The organism is Streptomyces sp. NPDC005496 (assembly GCF_042872045.1).
Taxonomy (GTDB): domain Bacteria; phylum Actinomycetota; class Actinomycetes; order Streptomycetales; family Streptomycetaceae; genus Streptomyces.
The window spans coordinates 552,300-574,234 of sequence record NZ_JBIAJQ010000001.1 but is presented as its reverse complement, the minus strand read 5'-3'; the positions used below and the strand labels follow the sequence as shown (position 1 = coordinate 574,234).

21 protein-coding genes are annotated in these 21,935 nt (G+C 74.0%); 10 read left to right on the top strand and 11 right to left on the bottom strand.

Annotated features, from left to right (window positions below):
- Positions 1-101: 101 nt before the first annotated feature.
- From ACFYQQ_RS02720 to ACFYQQ_RS02710, 3 genes are all read right to left on the bottom strand, one after another.
- A complete protein-coding gene (locus ACFYQQ_RS02720; RefSeq protein WP_356166818.1) occupies positions 102-731 on the bottom strand; it encodes a hypothetical protein in 630 nt (209 codons plus the stop codon).
- 93 nt (positions 732-824) lie between these two features.
- Positions 825-1,424, bottom strand: a complete 600-nt coding sequence (locus ACFYQQ_RS02715) for a histidine phosphatase family protein (protein WP_355795869.1) — start codon at positions 1,422-1,424, stop codon at positions 825-827.
- Positions 1,425-1,555: 131 nt separating this feature from the next.
- Entirely contained in the window at positions 1,556-2,764 is a 1,209-nt protein-coding gene (locus tag ACFYQQ_RS02710; RefSeq protein WP_356237821.1) for a pyridoxal phosphate-dependent aminotransferase, read from the bottom strand.
- Between the two features lie 86 nt (positions 2,765-2,850).
- Here ACFYQQ_RS02710 and ACFYQQ_RS02705 point away from each other — a divergent pair, with 86 nt between their 5' ends.
- Positions 2,851-3,483, top strand: a complete 633-nt coding sequence (locus ACFYQQ_RS02705; RefSeq protein WP_355794474.1) for a helix-turn-helix domain-containing protein — start codon at positions 2,851-2,853, stop codon at positions 3,481-3,483.
- A gap of 109 nt (positions 3,484-3,592) precedes the next feature.
- Here ACFYQQ_RS02705 and ACFYQQ_RS02700 read toward each other — a convergent pair whose 3' ends face one another.
- From ACFYQQ_RS02700 to ACFYQQ_RS02690, 3 genes are read right to left on the bottom strand one after another with little or no spacing between them, the layout of a single operon-like run.
- Positions 3,593-4,414: a hypothetical protein gene (locus tag ACFYQQ_RS02700; protein WP_356166811.1), complete on the bottom strand. Its 822-nt coding sequence runs from the start codon at positions 4,412-4,414 to the stop codon at positions 3,593-3,595.
- On the bottom strand, positions 4,414-5,688 hold the full coding sequence (locus tag ACFYQQ_RS02695) for a VWA domain-containing protein (RefSeq protein WP_355785157.1): 1,275 nt from the start codon (positions 5,686-5,688) through the stop codon (positions 4,414-4,416). The genes ACFYQQ_RS02700 and ACFYQQ_RS02695 overlap by 1 nt, the downstream gene beginning before the upstream one ends.
- Positions 5,689-5,720: 32 nt before the next feature.
- Positions 5,721-7,232 (bottom strand): IucA/IucC family siderophore biosynthesis protein, encoded by a 1,512-nt coding sequence (locus ACFYQQ_RS02690; protein ID WP_355785154.1) that lies wholly within the window; start codon positions 7,230-7,232, stop codon positions 5,721-5,723.
- A gap of 175 nt (positions 7,233-7,407) precedes the next feature.
- Here ACFYQQ_RS02690 and ACFYQQ_RS02685 point away from each other — a divergent pair, with 175 nt between their 5' ends.
- Genes ACFYQQ_RS02685 through ACFYQQ_RS02675 form a run of 3 tightly spaced genes read left to right on the top strand, consistent with a single transcriptional unit; the run spans position 7,408 to position 10,205 of the window.
- The gene (locus ACFYQQ_RS02685) at positions 7,408-8,961 is read left to right on the top strand and encodes an IucA/IucC family protein (protein WP_355785151.1); all 1,554 of its coding nucleotides are present in this window, start codon (positions 7,408-7,410) and stop codon (positions 8,959-8,961) included.
- Positions 8,962-9,001: 40 nt separating this feature from the next.
- Entirely contained in the window at positions 9,002-9,925 is a 924-nt protein-coding gene (locus ACFYQQ_RS02680) for a HipA family kinase (protein WP_355785148.1), read from the top strand.
- 4 nt (positions 9,926-9,929) lie between these two features.
- Positions 9,930-10,205, top strand: a complete 276-nt coding sequence (locus ACFYQQ_RS02675) for a SelT/SelW/SelH family protein (RefSeq protein WP_355785145.1) — start codon at positions 9,930-9,932, stop codon at positions 10,203-10,205.
- A gap of 63 nt (positions 10,206-10,268) precedes the next feature.
- On the opposite strand, the gene aceB is transcribed toward ACFYQQ_RS02675, so the two are convergent.
- Positions 10,269-11,894 (bottom strand): malate synthase A, encoded by a 1,626-nt coding sequence (gene aceB, locus ACFYQQ_RS02670; protein ID WP_356166800.1) that lies wholly within the window; start codon positions 11,892-11,894, stop codon positions 10,269-10,271.
- 271 nt (positions 11,895-12,165) lie between these two features.
- Positions 12,166-12,765, bottom strand: a complete 600-nt coding sequence (locus tag ACFYQQ_RS02665) for a nucleotidyltransferase family protein (protein WP_355786408.1) — start codon at positions 12,763-12,765, stop codon at positions 12,166-12,168.
- Positions 12,766-12,976: 211 nt separating this feature from the next.
- Here ACFYQQ_RS02665 and ACFYQQ_RS02660 point away from each other — a divergent pair, with 211 nt between their 5' ends.
- The gene (locus ACFYQQ_RS02660) at positions 12,977-13,291 is read left to right on the top strand and encodes a DUF5955 family protein (protein ID WP_356166797.1); all 315 of its coding nucleotides are present in this window, start codon (positions 12,977-12,979) and stop codon (positions 13,289-13,291) included.
- A gap of 114 nt (positions 13,292-13,405) precedes the next feature.
- On the opposite strand, the gene ACFYQQ_RS02655 is transcribed toward ACFYQQ_RS02660, so the two are convergent.
- On the bottom strand, positions 13,406-14,218 hold the full coding sequence (locus ACFYQQ_RS02655) for an IclR family transcriptional regulator (protein ID WP_356166794.1): 813 nt from the start codon (positions 14,216-14,218) through the stop codon (positions 13,406-13,408).
- A 254-nt stretch (positions 14,219-14,472) separates the two neighbouring features.
- Here ACFYQQ_RS02655 and allB point away from each other — a divergent pair, with 254 nt between their 5' ends.
- Together allB and alc are read left to right on the top strand one after the other, a co-directional pair.
- Positions 14,473-15,810, top strand: coding sequence for an allantoinase AllB (gene allB / locus ACFYQQ_RS02650; RefSeq protein ID WP_355790576.1), 1,338 nt, complete (start codon positions 14,473-14,475; stop codon positions 15,808-15,810).
- Positions 15,811-15,877: 67 nt separating this feature from the next.
- Entirely contained in the window at positions 15,878-17,014 is a 1,137-nt protein-coding gene (gene alc, locus ACFYQQ_RS02645) for an allantoicase (protein ID WP_355790574.1), read from the top strand.
- Positions 17,015-17,268: 254 nt separating this feature from the next.
- Here alc and ACFYQQ_RS02640 read toward each other — a convergent pair whose 3' ends face one another.
- Positions 17,269-18,048 carry an SDR family oxidoreductase gene (locus ACFYQQ_RS02640; protein ID WP_388903050.1) on the bottom strand — a complete coding sequence of 260 codons (780 nt, stop codon included), beginning with the start codon at positions 18,046-18,048 and terminating at the stop codon, positions 17,269-17,271.
- A gap of 95 nt (positions 18,049-18,143) precedes the next feature.
- On the opposite strand from ACFYQQ_RS02640, the gene ACFYQQ_RS02635 reads away from it, so the two are divergent.
- Complete coding sequence (locus ACFYQQ_RS02635; RefSeq protein WP_356166782.1) at positions 18,144-18,953, top strand: AIM24 family protein; 810 nt, start codon at positions 18,144-18,146, stop codon at positions 18,951-18,953.
- 52 nt (positions 18,954-19,005) lie between these two features.
- Here the strand turns inward: ACFYQQ_RS02635 and ACFYQQ_RS02630 are convergent, their stop codons facing one another.
- Positions 19,006-19,203 carry a hypothetical protein gene (locus ACFYQQ_RS02630; RefSeq protein WP_355789475.1) on the bottom strand — a complete coding sequence of 66 codons (198 nt, stop codon included), beginning with the start codon at positions 19,201-19,203 and terminating at the stop codon, positions 19,006-19,008.
- Between the two features lie 227 nt (positions 19,204-19,430).
- Between ACFYQQ_RS02630 and ACFYQQ_RS02625 the strand changes: the two genes are divergently transcribed.
- Positions 19,431-20,669: a histidine kinase gene (locus ACFYQQ_RS02625; RefSeq protein WP_356166993.1), complete on the top strand. Its 1,239-nt coding sequence runs from the start codon at positions 19,431-19,433 to the stop codon at positions 20,667-20,669.
- A gap of 312 nt (positions 20,670-20,981) precedes the next feature.
- A complete protein-coding gene (locus tag ACFYQQ_RS02620) occupies positions 20,982-21,905 on the top strand; it encodes a hypothetical protein (RefSeq protein WP_355782851.1) in 924 nt (307 codons plus the stop codon).
- Positions 21,906-21,935 lie beyond the last annotated feature (30 nt).

The window sequence follows — 21,935 nt, the reverse complement described above, 5'->3', positions numbered from 1 at the left end:
TGTTCCCGGGACCCACGATCTCAACTCCCCCGCCCCACGCGCCGCCCGGGTCCCGCGGGCCGTACCCGGCGCGGGCGGGCCTGGGGCAGCCCGTGCGCGCCTCAGGCCCGCCGCGGCGAGGCCAGGACGTAGCGCGCCTCCGTACGGGGTTCGGTGTGCGCGCTGACCTGCCAGCCCGCCCCCTCCAGTGTCGCCGCGCAGGCCCGCAGCCGCTCGGGGTCCGGATCGCGCACGGCGACGGCCTCCGGCTGCGGAGTCGCCCGCACCCGGTAACCGGGCCCCGCCGGACCGTCCGGGGGGTGGCCCGCGGCCTCCAGGGCGAGCGCGGCGGCCTGCACCAGATGCGCGCGCTCCCAGCCGCAGGGCCGGTCCGTGGCGCCGCCGGCCCCGGTCATCCGCCGCAGCTCCAGGAGCCCCTGCCAGGCGCTGTGCACCTCCCGGGCGCGGGCAGGACCCGGCTCGGCGTCCTCCTCGCCCCCGATCCGGGCGGCGAAGACCCCGGAGTCGCGCACGGCGGGGGCCTGAGCCGGCTCCTCGGGCGTGGACGCCTCCTCGCGCAGGCGGTGGCCGGCGGGCGTCAGGAAGTGGTCGTGCGGCGGTCTCGGGTGCCGGAAGGCCAGCCCGCGCTTCACCAGGGCGGCGAGCTGGGTCTCCGTACCCCGCAGCCGCCCCGTGACGGGGTCCGCGGCGTCGAGGACGCGCCGCTGGGCAGCGGTCGGCGGTCGGGTCACGGCACGTCTCCTCCCCTCGGCGGGCGCGGACCCGGAGCCGGGGACCGGCGCCCTCGAAGGCACCGGTGCCGGCGGGCACCGCACTGTCGAAGACTACGAGGGGGGTCTGACATTCCAGCTCGCGACGACCGGACGCCCGTGTTCCGTGCTGAGCCGGCCGACGGTCCCGGTACCCAGCAGGAACAGCGCGCCGCCCGACGGCGGCAGCCCGAGGCGCCGCGCGGTCAGGACCCGCAGGAAGTGCCCGTGGGCGACCAGCACCACACTGCCCTCGGTGTTCGCCAGCGCCGCGTCCACCTTGGCGAGCATCCGGTCGGCACGCTCCCCGACCTGCTCGGGGCTCTCGCCGGGATGCTCGGCGGGCCCCTCGGCCACGCCGTCCCGGAACAGGAACCAGTCCGGCCGCGTCCGCTGGATCTCGACGGTCGTCAGGCCCTCGTAGCCGCCGTAGTCCCACTCGCACAGGTCGGCGTCGAGCCGCACGCCGTCGAGCCCCACGAGTTCCGCCGTCTCGCGGGCCCGCCGCATGGGACTGACGAACGCGGCGGCGATGTGGTGCGAGCGCACGAGGGGGGCGACCGCGCGCGCCTGCTCGCGGCCCCGGCCCGTCAGCGTGACGTCCGTCCAGCTGGTGTGCCGGCCGGTGAGCGCCCACTCGGTCTCGCCGTGCCGCACCAGAAGCACATCACCCATCGCCGCGCCCTCCTGTCGCTCTCCCCGTACGGTGTCACCGGCCCCGGCGGCGCGCAGCACCGGATCGGCCAGACGGTGGCGTCCGGGGCCCGGCGGAGGCCGTCGCGCCCGCCGGCCCGCGGTGCGCCGGGCTACTGGCGATAGCCGCTCAGGAACCGTCCGATGCGGCTGATCGCCGCGTCCAGGTCGTCGGCGTACGGCAGCGTGAGGATGCGGAAGTGGTCCGGGCGGGGCCAGTTGAAGCCGGTGCCCTGGACGACCTGGATCTTCTCGCGCAGCAGCAGGTCGAGGACGAACTTCTCGTCGTCGTGGATGCGGTGCACCTCGGGGTCGATGCGCGGGAACGCGTACAGCGCGCCCTTCGGCTTGACGCACGAGACGCCGGGGATCTCGTTCAGCTTCTCCCAGGCGCGGTCGCGCTGTTCGCGCAGCCTGCCGCCGGGGGCCGTCAGCTCGTGGATGGACTGGCGGCCGCCGAGCGCGGCCTGGATGGCGTACTGGGCGGGCGCGTTGGCGCACAGCCGCATGGAGGCGAGCATGGTCAGCCCCTCCAGATAGCTGCGCGCGTGCTGCTTGGGCCCGGTGACGACCAGCCAGCCCGAGCGGAACCCGGCGACGCGGTAGGTCTTGGACAGCCCGCAGAAGGTGAGGACGACGAGGTCCGGGGCGAGCGCCGCCGCGCTGTGGTGCACGGCGTCGTCGTAGAGGATCTGGTCGTAGATCTCGTCCGCGAACACCATCAGGCCGTTGCGGCGCGCCAGGTCGAGGATGCCCTCGACGATCTCCTTCGGATAGACGGCGCCGGTCGGGTTGTTCGGGTTGATGATCACGACGGCCCGGGTCCGGTCGGTGATCTTCGACTCCATGTCGGCCAGATCCGGGTACCACTCGGACTGCTCGTCGCAGAGGTAGTGCACCGCCTTGCCGCCCGCGAGGGTCGTCACGGCCGTCCAGAGCGGGAAGTCCGGGGCGGGGATGAGGACTTCGTCGCCGTCCTCGATCAGGGCCTGGACCGCCATGGAGACCAGCTCGGAGACGCCGTTGCCGAGGAAGACGTCGTCGACGCCGACCTCCAGGCCGCGCTCCTGGTAGCGCTGGGCGACCGCGCGGCGGGCGGAGAGGACGCCCCGCGAGTCCGTGTAGCCGTGCGCCTGCGGGAGCATCCGGATCATGTCCTGGAGGATCTCCTCCGGCGCCTCGAACCCGAAGAGCGCGGGGTTGCCGGTGTTGAGGCGCAGGACGCTGTGGCCCGCCGCCTCCAGCGCGTTGGCGTGCTCGATCACCGGGCCCCGGATCTCGTAACAGACCTCGCTGAGCTTGCTCGACTGCCGGAACTCCATGCGGTGCGCACCTCCGTGTTGTGGTGTTGCTTGGTTTTACCAAGTAGGTGCTTGGAAAGTCCAACAACATGTCTAGACTGCGTCGCATGTCACCACGCCGAAGCTACGACCAGTACTGTTCCGCGGCCCGGGCCCTCGACGCCGTCGGTGACCGCTGGACCCTCCTGGTCGTCCGCGAACTGCTCGCCGGCCCGCGCCGCTACACCGACCTGCACGCGGACCTGCCGGGCGTCAGCACGGACGTCCTGGCGTCGCGGCTCAAGGACATGGAGCGCGACGGACTGACGACCCGGCGCAGGCTGCCGCCCCCCGGCGCGGCGTACGTGTACGAACTCACCTCGCGTGGCCGGCAGTTGCTCCCCGTGCTGCAAGCGCTCGGCGAGTGGGGCGCGCCCGCCCTGGAGGAGCGCAGGCCCACGGACGCGGTCCGCGCCCACTGGTTCGCGCTGCCGCTGCTCCGCTGCCTGGAGGGCGAGGGGGACGGGCTGGTCCATGTCCGGCTGGAGGAGGGCGAGTTCTTCGTGCGGGTGGGCGCCGAGGAGGGCCCGGCGTACGGGGAGGGCCCGGCGCCGGCCGAACCCGACACCTCGCTGACCCTGGACGCGGAGACCTGCACGGCCGTGGCGCAGGGCGCGTTGACGCTCCGTCAGGCCGTGGCCGAGCGGCGCGTGGAGGTCGCGGGCGAGGGTGCCCTGGCCAAGGCGCTGCGCGGCGAGTGACGGCGGGCGTGCATCCCGCACGGGCCGCGCACCGGGGGAGGCCGCGGACGTGCGGAGGCCCGCCGCGCCCAGGGCACGACGGGCCTCCTCCTACCGGATTCCCCGCGGGTCAGGCGCCCGGCGGCACCCGGGACGGCCGCCCGGAGCCGCGCGTCAGCGTGTAGCCGCCGACCCCCGCGAGCGCCGCCAGCACCCCGCCCACCGCGGTCCACGCCCACCGGTCGGTCCACCAGCCGGAGGCCCAGCCGTCGTCGGGCTCGATCGAGGACAGCACGGCCCCCGGCGACCCGGAGTCCTCGGACTCGTCGTCCCGCGCGGACGCCACGGCGATCCCCGGCACCAGCGGCCGGCCCAAAGACCCGTCGACCGCGGCGGAGCCGCCGACGTCCTTGGAGTCGACCCGGACCTCGGTGTCGACCGGAAGCCCGAGGTCCGACACCTTCAGGTCCACGACCGTCAGCCGGACGTAGTACGTGCCCGGCAGCGGGTCGTTGGCCCACGTCTCGGACCACGCGCGGACCGTGCGCAGGGTGCACGACAGTTCCACCGTCGCCGCGTCCCTCGCCGCCGTCCGCGTCTGCGCCCCGTACTGGCACGCCTGCCGACGCCGCAGTCCGTCGTACACGTCGACCTGCCAGGTCTCCGTGGCGTTCCGGGTGGACGCATCGGGCAGCTTCACCGTCGCCTTCACGGTGGGCCGCTGCCCCGCGTCGGCCGGGAAGGACCAGTACAGGTAGTCACCGGTCGACCCGCCCGCGGTGGCCTGCTCTCCCTGGTCGATCTCGGTCGCGGTGCGGAACGACGTACCCGCCTCCGTGGGAGCGCCGCCGTCCTCCGACGGGCTCGGCGAGGGCGAGGCGTCGGCGACCGCGGGGGACACCGCCGCGCCGAGCATGAACAGTGCCGCGGTCAGCACACGTGCGATACGCATCAGTTGGTCCTCCAGACCGCGACCCGCCAGCGGGAGATCCAGCCCCACAGCACACCCGCGAGGAAGCCGGTGAGCACCAGGGCGCCCAGCAGCCACCAGCCGCGCCCGAGACCGAAGGCGGCGACGTCGGACGCCTGGTCGGGCCCGTCGACGACGTCGACCGTCAGCTCCACCGGCAGACCCGGCGTGGTCTTCACGCCGGAGGCCGCCGAGAAGGAGTGGGACACCTGGAGGCACACGGCCTCGGCCGGCGCGTCGTCCTCGTCGCCGTCGTCGCTCTCCGCCTTCGGGTAACGCAGTCCGGTCGAGACGACGTCGGTGCGGCCGTTGCCCGCCGCCTCACCGCGGACGATCTCCCGCCCGCGCACGGTGACCGCGCGCAGCAGCACCCCGTGGTCGGGGTTCACCGCGCGGTCGGCGGCCACGCTCACGGAGGCACGCAGTTCCCGGCCCGGCTCCACGTCGACGCGGTACCAGCGGTGCTGTCCGAACTCCGCGCGGTCGGTGTACAGCCCGGACTTCAGCGTCGGCGCCTTCGCGCAGGCGTCGGCCCCGTCCACGGCCACCGGTGTCACCACCGGATCGGCGGCCCGCTCCACCAACTGGCCCACCCGGTCGGAGAGTTCCTCCTTGTGGCGGACGGAGGTGTACGTGCCGCCGGTGGCGTCCGCGATGCAGCTGAGCTGGTCGCGGGTCTTGGCGTCGGGCACGAGCCCGAGCGTGTCGATGGTGAGGCCGATGCCCTTGGCCGCGATCTCGCGTGCCACCTCGCACGGGTCCAGCGGCTGGCAGGTGTCCTCGCCGTCGCTGATGAGCACGATCCGCCGGGTGCCCTCACCGCCGTCCAGGTCGGCGGCGGCCTTGCGCAGCGCCGGGCCGATCGGCGTCCAGCCGGTCGGGGTGAGCGTCGCGACCGCGGTTTTGGCCTCGGTCCGGTCCAACGGCCCGACCGGGTAGAGCTGTTCGGTGTCCTTGCAGCCCGTCTTGCGGTCGTCGCCGCGGTAGTTGGCCCCGAGCGTGCGTATGCCGAGCCGGACCTCCTCGGGCGTCGCGTCGAGCACCTCGTTGAACGCCTGCTTGGCCGCGGCCATCCGCGACCCGCCGTCGATGTCCCGGGCGCGCATCGAACCGCTGACGTCCAGCACGAGTTCGACCTTGGGAGCGGCCTGCTCCACCGGTTCGTCGGCGGCCGCTCCGGCCGGGAACGCGGCCCCGGCCGTCAGAGCGGCGAGCAGGGCGCAGATCCCCGCCGCCAGCCGTTGTCTTGTGATCATCGGCGGATCCTATTGAGCAAAGGTGCCGCGCTTCAAAACGAGCGGCCCTCGGCGCCCTCCCCGGACACCGGGTTGGGCAGCCGCGCCCACAGGTCGCCGGGCGTTTCCGGAGACAGCCGCATCAGCGTCAACGCCTTGGTGGGCAGCGGTTCTTCGAGCAGCGCGACGAGATCCGGGGTGCGCGGCAGGTCCCGTACGGCGTCCGCCAGGGCCTCGCGCAGCACGGCCGCCGAACCCGCCGTCGCGCCGAGGGAGCCGCCGACCAGCGAGCCGAACAGCTTGCGGCGCAGGGCGGTCTCGTCGTCGGTGACGATCCGTCCGGACAGCTGCGGCGCCGGGATGCCGTGCCGCGCGAGGCGGGCCGGACTGACGCGGATGTCGGCGAGGTCGCGGTAGACGAGCCGCACCGGGTCGCCGGCGGGGGAGAGGACGACCAGGAGGTTCTGGCCGTGCGCCTCCAGCGCCACCCCCAGGTCCAGCAGGCGCAGGCAGGCGGTCAGCGCCAGCCGGGTGAACCGGGCGAACCAGCGCGCCGACCGGGGCAGTTCCGTCGTCGCGAGGGCCGCCACCGGGACCACCCGTTCACCGCCTCGCGCGTACGTCTCGGGGGCTTCGCGCACCACCGCCGCGAGGTCGGGGGAGCCGGCGGTGGCCGCCCCGAGGGTCCGGGTGACGTCCAGCAGGCCGTCCGTGCGCGCCGCGACCGACGCCATGAACGCGGAGACCGCCTCGGACGTCGTGATCGAGTAGACGGAGATGTCCCGCACCGAGGAGGTGAGCCGCGCGCTCAAGGCGGTCTTGACGTGCGGCCCGTCCGGCAGGGCGAGGGTGCGCAGCGACATCAGCGGATGGGCTGTGGGCCCCTTGTGGCTCGGCGTGTCCAGCACGTGGTCCGCCTGCCAGGGGTGGACCGGGATCAGCACGCGCCCGCCGTCGCGCAGGAAGTCCGGCCACGCGCCGGTGACGAGGCAGTCGTCCACGGCGGCGAACCGCAGCTCCACCGGCTGCCCGTGCTCCGGGCCGTACGCGAGCTGCTCGGCCACCGAGAAGCCGGGCCGCGAGCGGCAGTTGGGGTGATAGGGATGCCCGTCGACCACCCGCTGCTCCCACTCCCAGCCGGTCTCGGCGGGCCGCTCCTGGACGCGCCGGCCGGCACGCGACAGCGCCAACGAGGCCGCGCTGCCGGCCAGTTCGGCCGCGAAGGCGGGCCCGTGGCGCACGCCCAGATCCGTCATCAGCCGCTCGGGGCGGTCGTAGGGCCGCCCGTCGAGGCGGACTTCGGCCGCGTACGCGGTGGTCGCGTACGGGTCGGCGGACGGCCCCTCCAGCCGCCGCCCGTCGGCCAGCCGCACGCGGAGCCCGTCTCGCCCTTCTTCCCGCCACTCGACCCACGGCAGCGGCTCATGGGCCAGCGCGCGCCACAGCCGGGACAGGACGGCCGCCCGCGCGCCGGGCAGCGCCGCCGCATACGGCTCCGACAGGTCGGGGCGTACGGCGTCGAGTTCCGCGGCGAACTCGGCCTCGGGCCGGGAAGGACGGTGCACGGTCGGACTCCTTGGGTACGGGGACTGCGTCGCGGCCGGCGGCGACGACGGGGACCGAGCCGGCACCGGCACCGGCGACGGACGACGGACCGGACGGCGGCGCGCCCGCACACCGGTCACACACGGTCATACTGATCACCAGAGAACAGTGCACCGTATGGAACGTGGGGAACGAATGGATCGCGTGGACTCCCTGCACTCCGGGCCCTCCCTGGACGACGTGGCGGAGGCGGCCGACGCGTACGCGGCGGCGCCGCTGCTCAATTGTCTGCTGCGGGAGGCCGGGGAGCCCGCGGGCGCTCCCGGCGTGTACCGGCTCCGGGCCGGCGGCCGCCTGCTGCGGGTCGCCGGCACCCGGCGGCCCGCCCGCCCCGAGGTCCACGCCGCCGGTGCCTGGCACCGCCTGACCCACGCCGAGCTGGTGAAACTCACCGCCGACGAGCTGCGCCGCCTCACCGGTCTTTCCAACTCCGAACTGCCCGCCGAGATGATCGACAGCCGGGACGCGGTGGCCGCCCTGCTCGCCGCCCGTGCCGACGCCACCCCGCCGGACGACCTCTACCGGCGCTCCGAGCAGTCCCTGCTCACGGGCCATCCGTACCACCCCGCCCCCAAGGCGCGCGGCGGCGGACCGGTCGCCGGCTGGCTGCCCTACGCGCCCGAGGCGTACGCCGAGTTCCCGCTGGAACTGCTCGCCGTGCGTGAGGACGCGGTGGCCGAGGAAGGCGACCCGGGAGCCCTGGACGCCCTCGGCGCGGCCCCGGACGGCTACCGGCTGCTGCCCGCCCACCCCTGGCAGCTCGACCTGGTCGCCGCCCGCCCGGAGATCCGGGACGCGCTCGCGGACGGCAGGCTCCTGCGGCTCGGCCGCACCGCGCGCCCGCTGTGGCCGACGGCCGCCGTGCGCACCCTCAGCACCCCCGAGGACGATCTCTTCCTCAAGTTCAGCCTCGACGTGCGCATCACCAACGACGTCCGCCGCCTGTGGCGCCACGACCTGCAGAGACTGCGCCGCACGGACGCGGCGGTCACCTCGGCGTTCGCCGCCGGGTGCGGCGGCGCCGGCTGGCTGAGCGACCGCGGCTACCGCACGGCCGCCTTCGCCTTCGAGGAACTCGCCGTGCTGGTCCGCGACGGACTGCGCGGCCACGTCCTGCCCGGCGCGACCCCGCTGCTCGCCGCCGCCCTCGTCGAGGGCTTCGACGGCAGCCCCCTCGACACGGCCACCGACACCGGCGCCTGGTGGGCGGCGTACCTGCGGCAGGTCGTGCCACCGGTCCTCGACGCCTTCGCGCGCCACGGCGTCGTCCTGGAGGCGCATCTGCAGAACACGCTCGTCGCCGTGGACGGCGCGGGGATGCCCGTCCAGGCCCTGTTCCGGGACGCGGAGGGCGTCAAGCTCGTGGGCGAGGTGACCCGCGCCGCCGGCTGGGAGCGGCTGGTGTACTGCCTGCTGGTCAACCACCTCGCCGAACTCGCGGCCCTGCTCGCGGAACGGCACCCCGGGACCGACCCGTGGCCCGCCGTGCGGAGGGAGCTGCTCCGCTACGACGCCGGGCACGGCCTGCCCGAGATCCGGCAGCTCCTCACCGCGCCCGCCCTGCCCGGCAAGACCAACCTGCTGCTGCGCTGGACGGGCGCCGACGGAGCCGACGCCCGCTACCTCCCGCTGCCGAACCCACTGGCCCACGACCCCTCGGACGGGCCCGCGCCGGAGGGCCCCGCCTGACCCCGGCGGCCGCCGCGGGCGCCTGATCTACAGTTGGCGTGTGCTGCGCGAAGTGACCGCCGTCCGATACGTGACCCCCCTGCGGGCGGGCGGCTCCGTGCCCGGAGTCGTCGAGGCCGACGACCTCGGGACGTACGTCGTGAAGTTCACCGGCTCCGCGCAGGGCCGCAAGGCGCTCGTCGCCGAGGTGATCGTCGGGGAGCTGGGGCGCGCGCTCGGCCTGCGGATCCCGGAGCTCGTCCTCACCCACTTCGACCCGGCCGTCGCCGCGCACGAGCCGCACCGGGAGGTCCAGGACCTGCTGCACGCGAGCGCCGGCCTCAACCTCGGCATGGACTACCTGTCGGGAGCGCGGGACTTCACACCCGAGATCGCGGAGCAGGCCGCCGTCGACCCGCTGGAGGCGGGCCGGGTGATCTGGCTGGACGCCCTCACGGTCAACGTGGACCGGACCGTGCACAGCTCGAACCTGATGCTCTGGCCCACCCTCGGCGTCGCCCCGCCGCGCCTGTGGCTGATCGACCACGGCGCGGCCCTCGTCTTCCACCACCGCTGGGACGCCTCTTCGCCCGAGAAGGCGTACGACTTCCGCCACCACGCGCTGGGCGGCTTCGCGCCCGACCTGCGGGCCGCCGACGCCGAACTGGCTCCCCGGGTGACCGAGGAGCTGCTGCGCGAGGTCGCCGGGCGGGTGCCGGACGCGTGGCTCGCGGACGAGCCCGGTTTCGCCGGCCCGGACGAGGTGCGCGAGGCGTACGTCCGCTACCTCCACGCGCGTGTGCGGGCCTCCGCCGCCTGGCTCCCCACCGGTTTCCCGACCCGCGAGCAGCTCGCCGCCGAGGACGCCCACCGCGCGGCCAGGACGCAGCGGGGCCGGCCGGACTGGCTCAAGCGGGTCCCCGACCTGCACGGCAAACCGGCCGCCGAGCAGGACTGGTCCGTGCACCTGGAAAGGAAGCCCTGAACCCGTGACCTCCCCGCACCGCGTCCAGATCGAGTACTGCACCCAGTGCCGCTGGCTTCCCCGCGCCGCCTGGCTCGCCCAGGAGCTCCTGACCACCTTCGAGACCGAGCTGGCCGAGCTGTCGCTGAAGCCCGGCACGGACGGCGTCTTCGTCGTCCGGGTCGACGGCGAGGTCGTCTGGGACCGCCGCGAGCAGGGTTTCCCGGAGCCGACGGCCGTGAAGCGCCTGGTCAGGGACCTGGTGGCCCCGGACAGGAGCCTCGGCCACTCCGAGAAGTGACCCGCGGACGCGAGCGCGCCCCCGGTGCCGTGCGGTACCGGGGGCGCGCTGCCGCTCGGGAGGTCAGCCCTTGAGCCGCTCGTACGCCGGCAGGGTCAGGAAGTCGGCGTAGTCCTCGTCCAGGGACACCTGGAGCAGCAGGTCGTGGGCCTGCTGCCAGTTGCCGGCCGTGAACGCCTCGTCACCGATCTCGGCCCTGATGGCGGCCAGTTCCTCACCGGCGATCTTCCGCGCCAGCTCGGGCGTGGCCTTCTCGCCGTTCTCGAACTCGACGCCCGCGTTGATCCACTGCCAGATCTGCGAACGGGAGATCTCCGCGGTGGCCGCGTCCTCCATCAGGTTGAAGATCGCGACCGCGCCGAGTCCGCGCAGCCAGGCCTCGATGTAGCGGATGCCGACCTGGACGGCGTTGACCAGGCCGTCGTAGGTGGGCTTGGCGTCGAGCGAGTCGATCGCGATCAGGTCGCCGGCCGCCACGGACACGTCCTCGCGCAGCCGGTCCTTCTGGTTCGGCCGGTCCCCGAGGACCTTGTCGAACGAGGCCATGGCGATGGGGACCAGGTCGGGGTGGGCGACCCAGGAGCCGTCGAAACCGTCGCCGGCCTCGCGGTCCTTGTCCGCCTTGACCTTCTCGAAGGCCACCTTGTTGACCTCCTCGTCGCGGCGCGAGGGGATGAAGGCCGCCATACCGCCGATCGCGTGCGCGCCGCGCTTGTGGCAGGTGCGCACGAGGAGTTCGGTGTACGCCCGCATGAACGGGGCGGTCATCGTGACCGCGTTGCGGTCCGGCAGGACGAACTTGGCGCCGCCGTCACGGAAGTTCTTGACGATCGAGAAGAGGTAGTCCCAGCGGCCCGCGTTCAACCCGGAGGCGTGGTCGCGGAGTTCGTAGAGGATCTCCTCCATCTCGTACGCCGCCGTGATCGTCTCGATCAGGACGGTCGCGCGCACGGTGCCCTGCGGGACGCCCACGTAGTCCTGCGCGAAGACGAACACGTCGTTCCAGAGGCGGGCCTCCAGGTGCGACTCCGTCTTCGGGAGGTAGAAGTACGGGCCCTTGCCGAGGTCGAGGAGCCGCCGGGCGTTGTGGAAGAAGTACAGGCCGAAGTCGACGAGCGCGCCGGGCACGGGAGTTCCGTCGCCGTCGACGAGGTGACGCTCGTTCAGGTGCCAGCCGCGCGGGCGCATCACGACGGTGGCCAGTTCGGCGTTGTCCTTCAGGGCGTACGACTTGCCGGTGCGCTCGTCCGTGAAGTCGATCCGGCGCTCGTAGGCGTCGGTCAGGTTGAGCTGGCCGAGGATCACGTTCTCCCAGGTCGGCGCGGAGGCGTCCTCGAAGTCCGCGAGCCAGATCCGGGCGCCCGAGTTCAGGGCGTTGATGGTCATCTTGCGGTCCGTGGGGCCGGTGATCTCGACCCGGCGGTCGTCCAGCGCGGCCGGAGCCGGGGCGACCTTCCAGGAGTCGTCCGCGCGGACGGCCGCCGTCTCGGGGAGGAAGTCGAGCGTGGAGGTGCGGGCGATCTCGGCGCGGCGCTCCGCACGGCGGGCGAGGAGCTCGTCACGCCGCGGCGTGAACAGCCGGTGCAGCTCGGCCACGAAGGCGAGGGCCGCGTCGGTGAGGACCTCCTCCTGCCGGGGCAGGGGCTCGGCGTCGACGATGGCCAGCGGGGACGGCGCTGGTGCGGACATGAGCTGTCACTTCCTTCAGCGAGCTGCGTACGAGGGGGCTTGCGGGCTTCTCACGGGTACGGCTTCTCACGGACCTCTGAGGCGAACCACGTGAGGAGCCCATGCGCCGCGGCACTGGGTGCCAGGGCCCCCGGGTGCGACGGACGGCGCCCTCGGAACGGTCGGGCGCTTCTGAGCAGTGGATACTAGTTTCCTCATGGTGGAAGTTCAATGGTTTGTTGATGTCGAGATTCTCCGGGTCGACAGAAGGTGGCGCTCGGTGCCACCCCGTTCACTCCAGGTGGACGAGGTCCGCCGCGGTGTCGATGTCGAAGGGCCGCGCCACGTCGCCGCACTCCACGAGAGTGATCGCGTCCTCGTGCGTCCCGAGATAGGCGCGCGCCCCGCGGTCCCCGGTCGCGGTCGCGGCGACACCCGCCCAGTGCCCGGCGCCGAACAGGACGGGATGGCCGCGCTCCCCGCCGTACGAGGCCGCGGCGAGCGTCCGCGGCGAGGTGTACGCGGCTAGCACCCGGGCCACCGCCTCCGCCCCGATGCCCGGCTGGTCGACCAGTGCGACCAGCGCCGCCTCCGCCCCGGTGTCCGCGAGCGAGTCGAGGCCGGCCCGCAGCGACGTGCCCATGCCCGACTCCCAGGCGGGGTTGTCCACGAGAACGCACCCCTCCAGCGCGGCCCGCTCACGGACCTCGGCGGCCCGGGCGCCCAGCACCACGTGGACGCGGGCGCAGCCGCCCGCCCGCAGGACGTCGACCGCGTGTTCGACGAGCAGGCGTCCGCGGTACGGCAGCAGCGCCTTGGGCCGCCCTCCGAGCCGCCGGCCACCCCCGGCCGCCAGCAGCAGGCCCGTGACCTGTTCCTTCTTCTCCGTCATGACCCCTGCATACCCGACCCCGCCCGGGTGTGCTCCCGGGGCGTGCGGGGCACACGGTGCCGGGGGGCTGAATTTCCGTCCGCGGAGTGGCGCGGAGCGCGCCGGGTGGCGTTTACTGGCCCGCGTCCCTCCGGCGTCCGACCAACGCCCCAGGGCGAGTTGGGCCGAAAGACGTAGGGCTTCGCACAACGGCGTGCGAGGGGGGAGAGCTGTGTTGCGGAGCTTGGGGCAGAGGCCGGTGACCGGCAGCGGCGAGGATCCGAGGGTGGCGGAACTGCGGTCCGCCGTGTCCCGGCTGCGCCGTGAACTCGCCGCCCTCCCCGCGGACTTCCCCGACCGCGGCATCGCCGAGGACGAACTCGCCGCCCTGGCCGCGATGGCCGTCGGTGGCGCCCCCGAGATCCCGCGGCTGCGCCGCTCCCTGCTGCTGATCGCCGGTGCCATCGGTTCGGTCAGCGCCCTCGCGGCCGGACTCGCCGACGTGCGCGGCGCGGTGGAGCTCTTCGGGACCCCGCCGCGGCGCTGAACGCCGTATGTCCCGCCGTGAGCCGTCGGTCCGGGCCGAGGGGGCTTCCCCCGGGCGCGCCGCGGCGCCCGCCTCGGGGAGGCGGGCGCCGGGGGTGAGCGTGCCGGGGCTCCGTCAGGCCGGCGAACCCGAGCTCGCCAGGACCTCGGACAGCTCCCGTGCCACCTGCTGGAGCACGGGGACGATCTTGTCCGTGGCCGCCTCGGTGACGCGGCCGGCCGGGCCCGAGATCGAGATCGCGGCGGCGGTGGGGGAGTTGGGTACGGAGACCGCGAGGCAGCGGACTCCTATCTCCTGCTCGTTGTCGTCGACCGCGTAGCCGATCCGGCGGACCTCCTCCAGCGCGGCGAGGAAGCCGTCCGGCGTGGTGATCGTCTTCTCGGTGGCGGCGGGCATGCCGGTCCGGGCGAGGAGCGAGCGCACCTCGTCGTCGGGCGTGTGCGCCAGCAGCGCCTTGCCCACGCCCGTGGAGTGCGGCAGCACCCGGCGGCCCACCTCGGTGAACATCCGCATCGAGTGCTTCGACGGCACCTGGGCGACGTAGACGATCTCGTCCCCGTCGAGCAGTGCCATGTTCGCGGTCTCGCCGGTCTCCTCGACCAGGCGGGCGAGGTAGGGGCGGGCCCAGGTGCCCAGCAGCCGGGCCGAGGACTCGCCGAGGCGGATGAGGCGGGGGCCGAGCGCGTAACGCCGGTTGGACTGCTGGCGTACGTAGCCGCAGGCCACCAGTGTGCGCATGAGGCGGTGGATGGTGGGGAGCGGCAGCCCGCTGCTGGCGGAGAGCTCGCTCAGGCCCACCTCGCCTCCCGCGTCCGCCATCCGCTCCAGCAGATCGAAGGCGCGCTCCAGGGACTGGACACCACCGCTGGCGGCGGAAGACTTGGCGGCGGCTTGTGCGGGGGCGTCGCTGGCGCTGGACGTCGGCACGGCGCGGTCCTTTCGAGGGCAGGCGGGCAGAGAGGCAGCCTACCCGGCGGTCGGTCGGCTCTCCGGTTGTGCGTAGCTACGTTCTGCCTGTTGAAATTCTAATTCCGCCTTGTGGAAACGTCCAGAGTGCGGCCGATCGGGCGCACAGTGGAGACGCGGGCTCTTGACGGCGCGGAGGCGGGAGTGAAGACTCCTTCAACAGAACGTTGAATTCCGTTCCGTGGAAGTGAACAGCGTCCGAGAGAGGGGTCCGGGTGTCCGACGTCGAACTGGTGCTGCGCTCGACACGCGTCATCACTCCGGAAGGGACGCGTGCCGCCTCGGTCGCCGTCGCCGCCGGGAAGATCACCGCCGTACGCGCGCACGACGCCGAAGTGCCCGCCGGGGCCCGCCTGGAGGACTTCGGCGACGACGTCCTGCTGCCCGGACTCGTCGACACCCACGTGCACGTGAACGACCCCGGCCGCACCGAGTGGGAGGGCTTCTGGACCGCGACGCGCGCCGCGGCGGCCGGCGGCATCACCACCCTCGTCGACATGCCGCTCAACTCCCTCCCGCCCACCACCACGGTCGACCACCTGCGGACCAAGCAGGACGTCGCCCGGCCCAAGGCGCACATCGACGTCGGCTTCTGGGGCGGCGCCCTGCCCGGCAACGTCAAGGACCTGCGGCCGCTGCACGACGCGGGCGTCTTCGGCTTCAAGGCGTTCCTGTCGCCCTCGGGCGTGGACGAGTTCCCGGAGCTGGACCAGGAGCAGCTCGCCCAGTCCCTCGCGGAGATCGCCGGCTTCGGCGGCCTCCTCATCGTGCACGCCGAGGACCCGCACCACCTGGCCGCCGCCCCGCAGAAGGGCGGCCGGAAGTACGCCGACTTCCTCGCCTCGCGCCCCCGTGACGCCGAGGACACCGCCATCGGCAACCTCATCGCGCAGGCCCGGCGCCTCGACGCGCGCGTGCACGTGCTGCATCTGTCCTCCAGCGACGCGCTGCCGATGATCGCCGCCGCGAAGGCCGAGGGCGTACGCATCACCGTCGAGACCTGCCCGCACTACCTCACCCTCACGGCCGAGGAGGTCCCGGACGGCGCCAGCGAGTTCAAGTGCTGCCCGCCCATCCGCGAGTCCGCCAACCAGGACCTGCTCTGGCAGGCGCTCGCCGACGGCACCGTCGACTGCGTCGTCACCGACCACTCGCCCTCCACGGCCGACCTCAAGACCGACGACTTCGCCACCGCGTGGGGCGGCATCTCCGGCCTCCAGCTGAGCCTGTCCGCGGTGTGGACCGAGGCCCGCAGGCGCGGGCACGGACTGGAGGACGTGGTCCGCTGGATGTCGACGCGCACGGCGGAACTCGTCGGCCTCGGCCACAAGGGCGCCATCGAGCCGGGCCGCGACGCCGACTTCGCCGTCCTGGACCCGGACGCGACCTTCACCGTCGACCCCGCCGAGCTCCAGCACCGCAACCGGGTCACCGCCTACGCGGGCCGCACCCTCAGCGGCGTCGTCAGGTCCACCTGGCTGCGCGGCGAGCGCATCGTGGCCGACGGCCGCTTCTCCGAGCCCGCCGGGCGGCTCCTCACCCGGCACCCCTGACCGACTCCGCGCGCCCGCACCCGCGGCAGCCGACTCCCGACACTCCCGAAAGGCAGATCTGATCATCGTGACGGCGATTACCGGCTTCACCGGCGACGCGAACCCCTACGGCGGCGGCGACCCGTACGCGGACTACCGCACGGTCGACCTCCCCTTCACCCAGTACGCCAACCTCGCCGACCGGCAGCTGGGCGCCGGTGTCATCGCCGCCAACGACGAGTTCTTCGCCCAGCGCGAGAACCTCCTGGTGCCGGAGCGCGCCGAGTTCGACCCCGAGCACTTCGGCCACAAGGGCAAGATCATGGACGGCTGGGAGACCCGCCGCCGGCGCGGCGCCTCGGCCGGGCACCCGTGGCCGACGGCGGAGGACCACGACTGGGCGCTCGTACGCCTCGGCGCCCCCGGTGTCGTGCGCGGCATCGTCGTGGACACCGCCCACTTCCGCGGCAACTACCCCCAGGCCGTGTCGGTCGAGGGCACCTCGGTCGCCGGGTCCCCGTCGCCCGAGGAACTGCTCGGGGACGACGTGAAGTGGACGACCCTGGTGCCGCGCACGGCGGTCGGCGGCCACGCGGCGAACGGCTTCGCGGTCTCCGTGGAGCAGCGCTTCACGCACCTGCGGGTCAACCAGCACCCGGACGGCGGCATCGCCCGCCTGCGGGTGTACGGCGAGGTCGTGCCGGACCCGAAGTGGCTCTCCGTGCTCGGCGCCTTCGACGTGGTGGCCCTGGAGAACGGCGGCCAGGTCGAGGACGCGTCCGACCGCTTCTACTCGCCCGCCACCAACACCATCCAGCCGGGCCGCTCCCGCAAGATGGACGACGGCTGGGAGACCCGCCGCCGCCGTGACACCGGCAACGACTGGATCCGCTACCGGCTCGCCGCCCAGTCGGAGATCCGCGCGATCGAGATCGACACGGCCTACCTGAAGGGCAACTCCGCGGGCTGGGCCTCGGTCTCCGTCAGGAACGACCCCGACGACACGAGCGGGGCGGACGGCGGGGGGTGGACCGAGATCCTCCCGCGCACCCGCCTCCAGCCCGACACCGACCACCGCTTCGTCCTCGACGCACCCGTCGTCGCCACCCACGCGCGCGTCGACATCTTCCCCGACGGCGGCATCTCCCGGCTCAGGCTCTTCGGCTCCCTCACGGAGGAGGGCGCCACTCGCCTCGGTTCCCGCCACCGCGAACTCGGCGGCTGACCCCACCCACGGAGGGGCCGGACCGACGATCCAGCCCCTCCGGGATCCAGCCCTCCGGCGTCAAAATTCAGCCCCCCGGCGTGAAAATCCAGCCCCTCCGGCGTTTGAGGAGCGGGGTCCGGGGCGGAGCCCCGTGTCGGGACGGGAAGGGGCGGAGGGGGCGAAGAAACCCCACCCCGAGCCCGAGGGGCGACGCCCGATAAAAGCAGGCCGGGTGGCACACCCCCGGATGGAGAGGCTCCCCGGGGTCGTACCTACGCGGCGTGCCCGCCGTCCACGGAGTACTCGGCCCCCGTGACGAACGAGCCCCCGCTTCCGGCGAGGAACGTCACCACGGACGCCACCTCACCGGCCGACCCGAACCGCCCCAGCGCGGTCAACGCCACCTGCCCCGCCGCGAACGGCCCGTCCGCCGGGTTCATCGCGGTGTCGACCGGCCCCGGATGGACGATGTTCGCGGTGACGCCCCGCTCGCCCAGCTCCCGCGCGAGCGCCTTCGTCAGTCCCACCAGCGCCGACTTGCTCATCGCGTAGAGCGTGCCGCCGGGCCCGGGCACGCGCTGCGTCATGCACGTGCCGACGGTGACGATCCGCCCGCCCCGCTCCATGCGCGCGGCGGCGGCCTGGGACGCCAGGAAGACCCCGCGCACGTTCACGGCGAGCACCCGGTCCACGTCCGCGAGGGACAGCGAGCCGAGCGGACCGATCAGGCCCACGCCCGCGTTGTTGACCAGCACGTCGAGCCGCCCCAGCTCGTCCGCCGCGCGGCCCACCGCCCCGGCGGCCTCGGCCGGGTCCGCGGAGTCCGCCCGCAGGGCGAGCGCCCGCCGCCCGAGCGCCGCGACCTCCCGTACGACGGCCTCGGCCGCCTCCTTGTCGTGTACGTAGGTGAGGGCCACGTCCGCGCCGTCCCGGGCGAGCCGCAGCGCCGTCGCCGCCCCGATCCCGCGCCCGCCGCCGGTCACCAGTGCCACCTTGCCGCGCAGCGGTCCGCCCGCGGGTTCCTGCGTCCGTGCAGTCGTCGAAGAAGTCATGGCTCCATCCCAGCGGCCGGCCGGGCCGGGTGCTGGCGGGGAACGGACACCGAACTGACCGGAACTCTTCCCTCCGTTTCGTGCGTTCTCCTCTCGTGACCCTTCAGCGAGAGATCGTCGGCAACGCCATGCAGATGGCGGTCGTGAACCTGGCCCCCGGCCAGACCGTGTACTGCGAGGCCGGAAAGTTCCTCTTCAAGACCACGAACGTGACCATGGAGACCCGCCTCTCCGGTCCCTCGGGCGGCGGCGGGCAGCCCGGCGCGGGCGGCGGCATGGGCGGGATGCTGCGCCAGGCCGTGGGTACCGCCATGCAGGCCGGCCAGCGCGCGCTCGCCGGTGAGTCGCTCGCGTTCCAGTACTTCACCTCGGCGGGCGGCGAGGGCACCGTCGGCTTCGCGGGCGTGCTGCCGGGCGAGATGCGCGCCCTGGAGCTGGACGGCACGCGCGCGTGGTTCGCCGAGAAGGACGCCTTCGTGGCCGCCGAGTCGACCGTGGACTTCGGTATCGCCTTCCAGGGCGGACGCACCGGGCGCAGCGGCGGCGAGGGCTTCGTCCTGGAGAAGTTCACGGGCCGGGGCACGGTGATCATCGCCGGCGCGGGCAACTTCATCGACCTGAACCCCGCCGACTTCGGGGGCCGGATCGAGGTCGACACCGGGTGCGTCGTCGCCTTCGAGGAGGGCATCACGTACGGCGTCCAGCGCATCGGCGGACTCAACCGCCAGGGGCTGATGAACGCCGTCTTCGGCGGTGAGGGACTCTCGCTCGCGACCCTGGAGGGCAACGGCAGCGTCATCCTCCAGTCCCTCACGATCGAGAGCCTCGCCAACGCCCTGCGCAAGGCACAGGGCGGCGACAAGCAGGGCCCGACGGGCGGTCTCTTCTCGACGAACGCGGGCTGAGGCACCCTGGGTCCGCGACACCCGGCACGGACCGGCCGGCGTCCGGCCGGGCCTACCCGCTCTCCGCCGCCGCGAACAGGGCGAACGAGAGCACGAGCAGCGCGACGCTCGCGTAGATCTCGTAACCGTCGAACAGGCCGAACCGCTGCACGAGACCCCAGCCGCGCAGCAGGCCCGTGACCTCCTGCACCAGACCGACGGTGCCCTGCACCAGGGCGACGAAGCCGAGAACCTCCAGAATCCTTTTCACCCGGCGATCCTCGCCCCGCGACACTCCGGACCTCATCGGCCGCGGGGCGGGATCCGCGCGACCGAAGTCGCGCCCGGGGCAGGGGGAGTTCGCCGAAAGTCGCGGAACGCCGCGACTTAGGGAGGCGATCGGTCCCGGGGGAGGGTGTGCGCGGCCGCGCCTGCGTAGATTCGTCGACCGTGAGGAAGAGACATCCGGCGCTCGCGGCGCGGGGGACGCCGGAGCGGATGGTGCCGGAGCCGCGCCCCCTGCCCGGGCCCCGCTGGCTGCTGCCGTCCGCCCTGACCGCCGAGGCCGGCCCCGACCGCACCGGGCGCTCCGGCCGGCCGCGCCGCACCGTGCGCGACTGGATCGTCGACTTCGGCTGCTTCCTGCTCGCCGTCGTCATCGGGCTGCTCGCCGCGGACACCGTGTCCGGGGACCCGAACATCCCGCCGGGACTCGCCGTCGCCGACCAGTGGCTGGGCGCCCTGGCCTGCGCGGCGGTGTGGCTGCGCCGCCGGTGGCCCCTCGCGCTCGCCGTGGCGATGGTCCCGGTCGGCCTGCTCTCCAACACGGCGAGCGGCGCCGGCATGGTCGTCCTCTTCACCCTCGCCGTGCACCGCCCGTTCCCGTACGTGGGCTGGGTCGCCGGGGTGACACTGTCGCTCGTCCCGTTCGTCTTCTGGCTGCGCCCCGACCCGGACCTGCCCTACGCCGCCGCGGTCGCCCTCACCGTGCTGGTGACCGTCTCCGTGGTCGGCTGGGGCATGTTCGTCCGGTCCAAGCGGCAGTTGCTGCTGAGCCTGCGGGACCGGGCACGGCGGGCGGAGACCGAGGCGGAGCTACGGGCCGAGCAGGCGCAGCGGCTCGCCCGGGAGTCCATCGCGCGCGAGATGCACGACGTGCTCGCGCACCGGCTCACGCTGCTCAGCGTGCACGCGGGCGCCCTGGAGTTCCGGCCGGACGCCCCCCGGGAGGAGGTCGCGCGGGCCGCCGGGGTGATCCGGGAGAGCGCGCACGAGGCGCTCCAGGACCTGCGGGAGATCATCGGCGTGCTGCGGGCGAACGAGGGCGGCGACGCGTCGGGGCGCCCGCAGCCCACGCTGTCCGCCCTCGACGCCCTCGTCCGCGAGTCCCGCGACGCCGGTATGAAGGTCCACCTGGACCACCGCGTCGGCGACCCGGCCGGCGTCCCCGCCTCCGTCGGCCGCACCGCGTACCGCATCGCACAGGAGGGCCTGACGAACGCCCGCAAGCACGCACCCGGGGCCGAGGTCAGCGTGTCCGTCGCGGGTGCCCCGGGCGACGGGCTCACCGTCCGCGTGAGCAACCCCGCGCCCGTGGGCCCGGTCCCGGCCGTGCCCGGTTCCGGCCAGGGGCTGATCGGCCTGACCGAGCGGGCGACGCTGGCGGGCGGCCGGCTCGACCACGGCGGCCGGGAGGACGGCGGGTTCGAGGTACGGGCCTGGCTGCCCTGGAGCTGAGACCGCCCCGGCGCGGGCGCGGCCCCACCGCCACCCGCGAGCGGGGCGCTCGTGCCGCGTGCGGGGCGACCCTCCGGGGGCGCGCGAAGCGTATCCACGGGCGCGCGCCGGGCAAAGACGCGCAACCTCATGTCCCGGCGCGGGCGAGGCAGTTGACTGGCTGCGGAACACCCAGCACTCGCGCATCAGGAGGACCGCAGCGTGACTTTCGGGGGACACGATCCGTACCGGCCGCCGCCACCGAGGCCGTATCCGCAGGGGCCCGGCCCGTACCCGCCGCAGGGAGGGTGGCCCCCGCATCCGGGGCCGTACGTGCCGCAACAGGCCGGCTGGCCGCCCCAGCCCGGACCGTACCCGCCGTACCTCCCGCCGGGACCGCCGCAGTCCGTGTGGCAGCGGCTGCGCGAGGACGAGTGGCCCCCGCTGCGCGAACTGCTCGGCGGCAGGATCCGCGGCTGCGCCTGGTCGCTGCTGCTCATCCCGTGCACCTGGGCCGTGTTCCTGCCCGTGGTGCTGGGCTACCCGCTGGCCCGCTCGGCGCGCCGCAGTGCCCGGCGGATCTTCCCCTCGCGGGGCCACCGCCGGATCGAGGACCCCGAGGTGATGCGGGTGCAGAAGACGCGCGCCTGGCTCGCCACCCTCATGTCCGTGGTCATCCTCGTCGCGTACGGCAGGCCGGAGGACATGGCCCAGGCGGAGGAGCAGTTCATGTTCCGGCTGATCGTCACGCCCTGGCTCCTGCTGCTGAGCACGCCCGTCGTCGTCGCGATGCTGTTCCGCTGGGCGTCACCGGCCGCCAAGGACAGCATGCGGGTGCGGCTACGGGCCGCGGGCAGGTCGGCGGTCCGCTACATCGGCGCCTTCACCGCCGTGCCGCTGCTGAGTCTCGGGGCCTACGGCGTCCAGCAGGTCGCGGGGCCCGACGCGGCCGGCTATACCGCGATCGCGCTGATGGTGCCGATGCTGTGGGCGGCGCTGTTCGTCGTCTTCGCCACCGGCCCCGCCGTCCGCAGCGCCTTCAACACCGCCGCGGTGCACGCGGCGCTGCCCGCCCTGCTCACCGGCGTCCTGGTCTGGGAGTTCGCCGTCATCGGCCTGGTGATGGGCGGACCCCCGCCCGGGCCGCCCCTGGTGCAGGCCTGCTCCCTGCTCGGGGGACCGGCGTCGGTGACGGCGGTGGTCTGGTGGGAGGTCCAGCGGCTGCGCACCCGCTACGGCGTCGCCCTGCGCGGCTGACGGGAGGGGCCGCCCGGCCGGGCGGCCTCA

Excerpts from the sequence above, each read along its gene's own strand:
- ACFYQQ_RS02700 (WP_356166811.1), bottom strand. The coding sequence starts at position 4,414 with ATGCGTATCGCACGTGTGCTGACCGCGGCACTGTTCATGCTCGGCGCG.
- ACFYQQ_RS02715 (WP_355795869.1), bottom strand. The coding sequence starts at position 1,424 with ATGGGTGATGTGCTTCTGGTGCGGCACGGCGAGACCGAGTGGGCGCTC.
- ACFYQQ_RS02665 (WP_355786408.1), bottom strand. The coding sequence starts at position 12,765 with ATGACGGAGAAGAAGGAACAGGTCACGGGCCTGCTGCTGGCGGCCGGG.
- ACFYQQ_RS02705 (WP_355794474.1), top strand. The coding sequence starts at position 2,851 with ATGTCACCACGCCGAAGCTACGACCAGTACTGTTCCGCGGCCCGGGCC.
- ACFYQQ_RS02685 (WP_355785151.1), top strand. The coding sequence starts at position 7,408 with ATGGATCGCGTGGACTCCCTGCACTCCGGGCCCTCCCTGGACGACGTG.
- aceB (WP_356166800.1), bottom strand. The coding sequence starts at position 11,894 with ATGTCCGCACCAGCGCCGTCCCCGCTGGCCATCGTCGACGCCGAGCCC.
- ACFYQQ_RS02710 (WP_356237821.1), bottom strand. The coding sequence starts at position 2,764 with ATGGAGTTCCGGCAGTCGAGCAAGCTCAGCGAGGTCTGTTACGAGATC.
- ACFYQQ_RS02695 (WP_355785157.1), bottom strand. The coding sequence starts at position 5,688 with ATGATCACAAGACAACGGCTGGCGGCGGGGATCTGCGCCCTGCTCGCC.
- ACFYQQ_RS02640 (WP_388903050.1), bottom strand. The coding sequence starts at position 18,048 with ATGACTTCTTCGACGACTGCACGGACGCAGGAACCCGCGGGCGGACCG.
- ACFYQQ_RS02625 (WP_356166993.1), top strand. The coding sequence starts at position 19,431 with ATGGTGCCGGAGCCGCGCCCCCTGCCCGGGCCCCGCTGGCTGCTGCCG.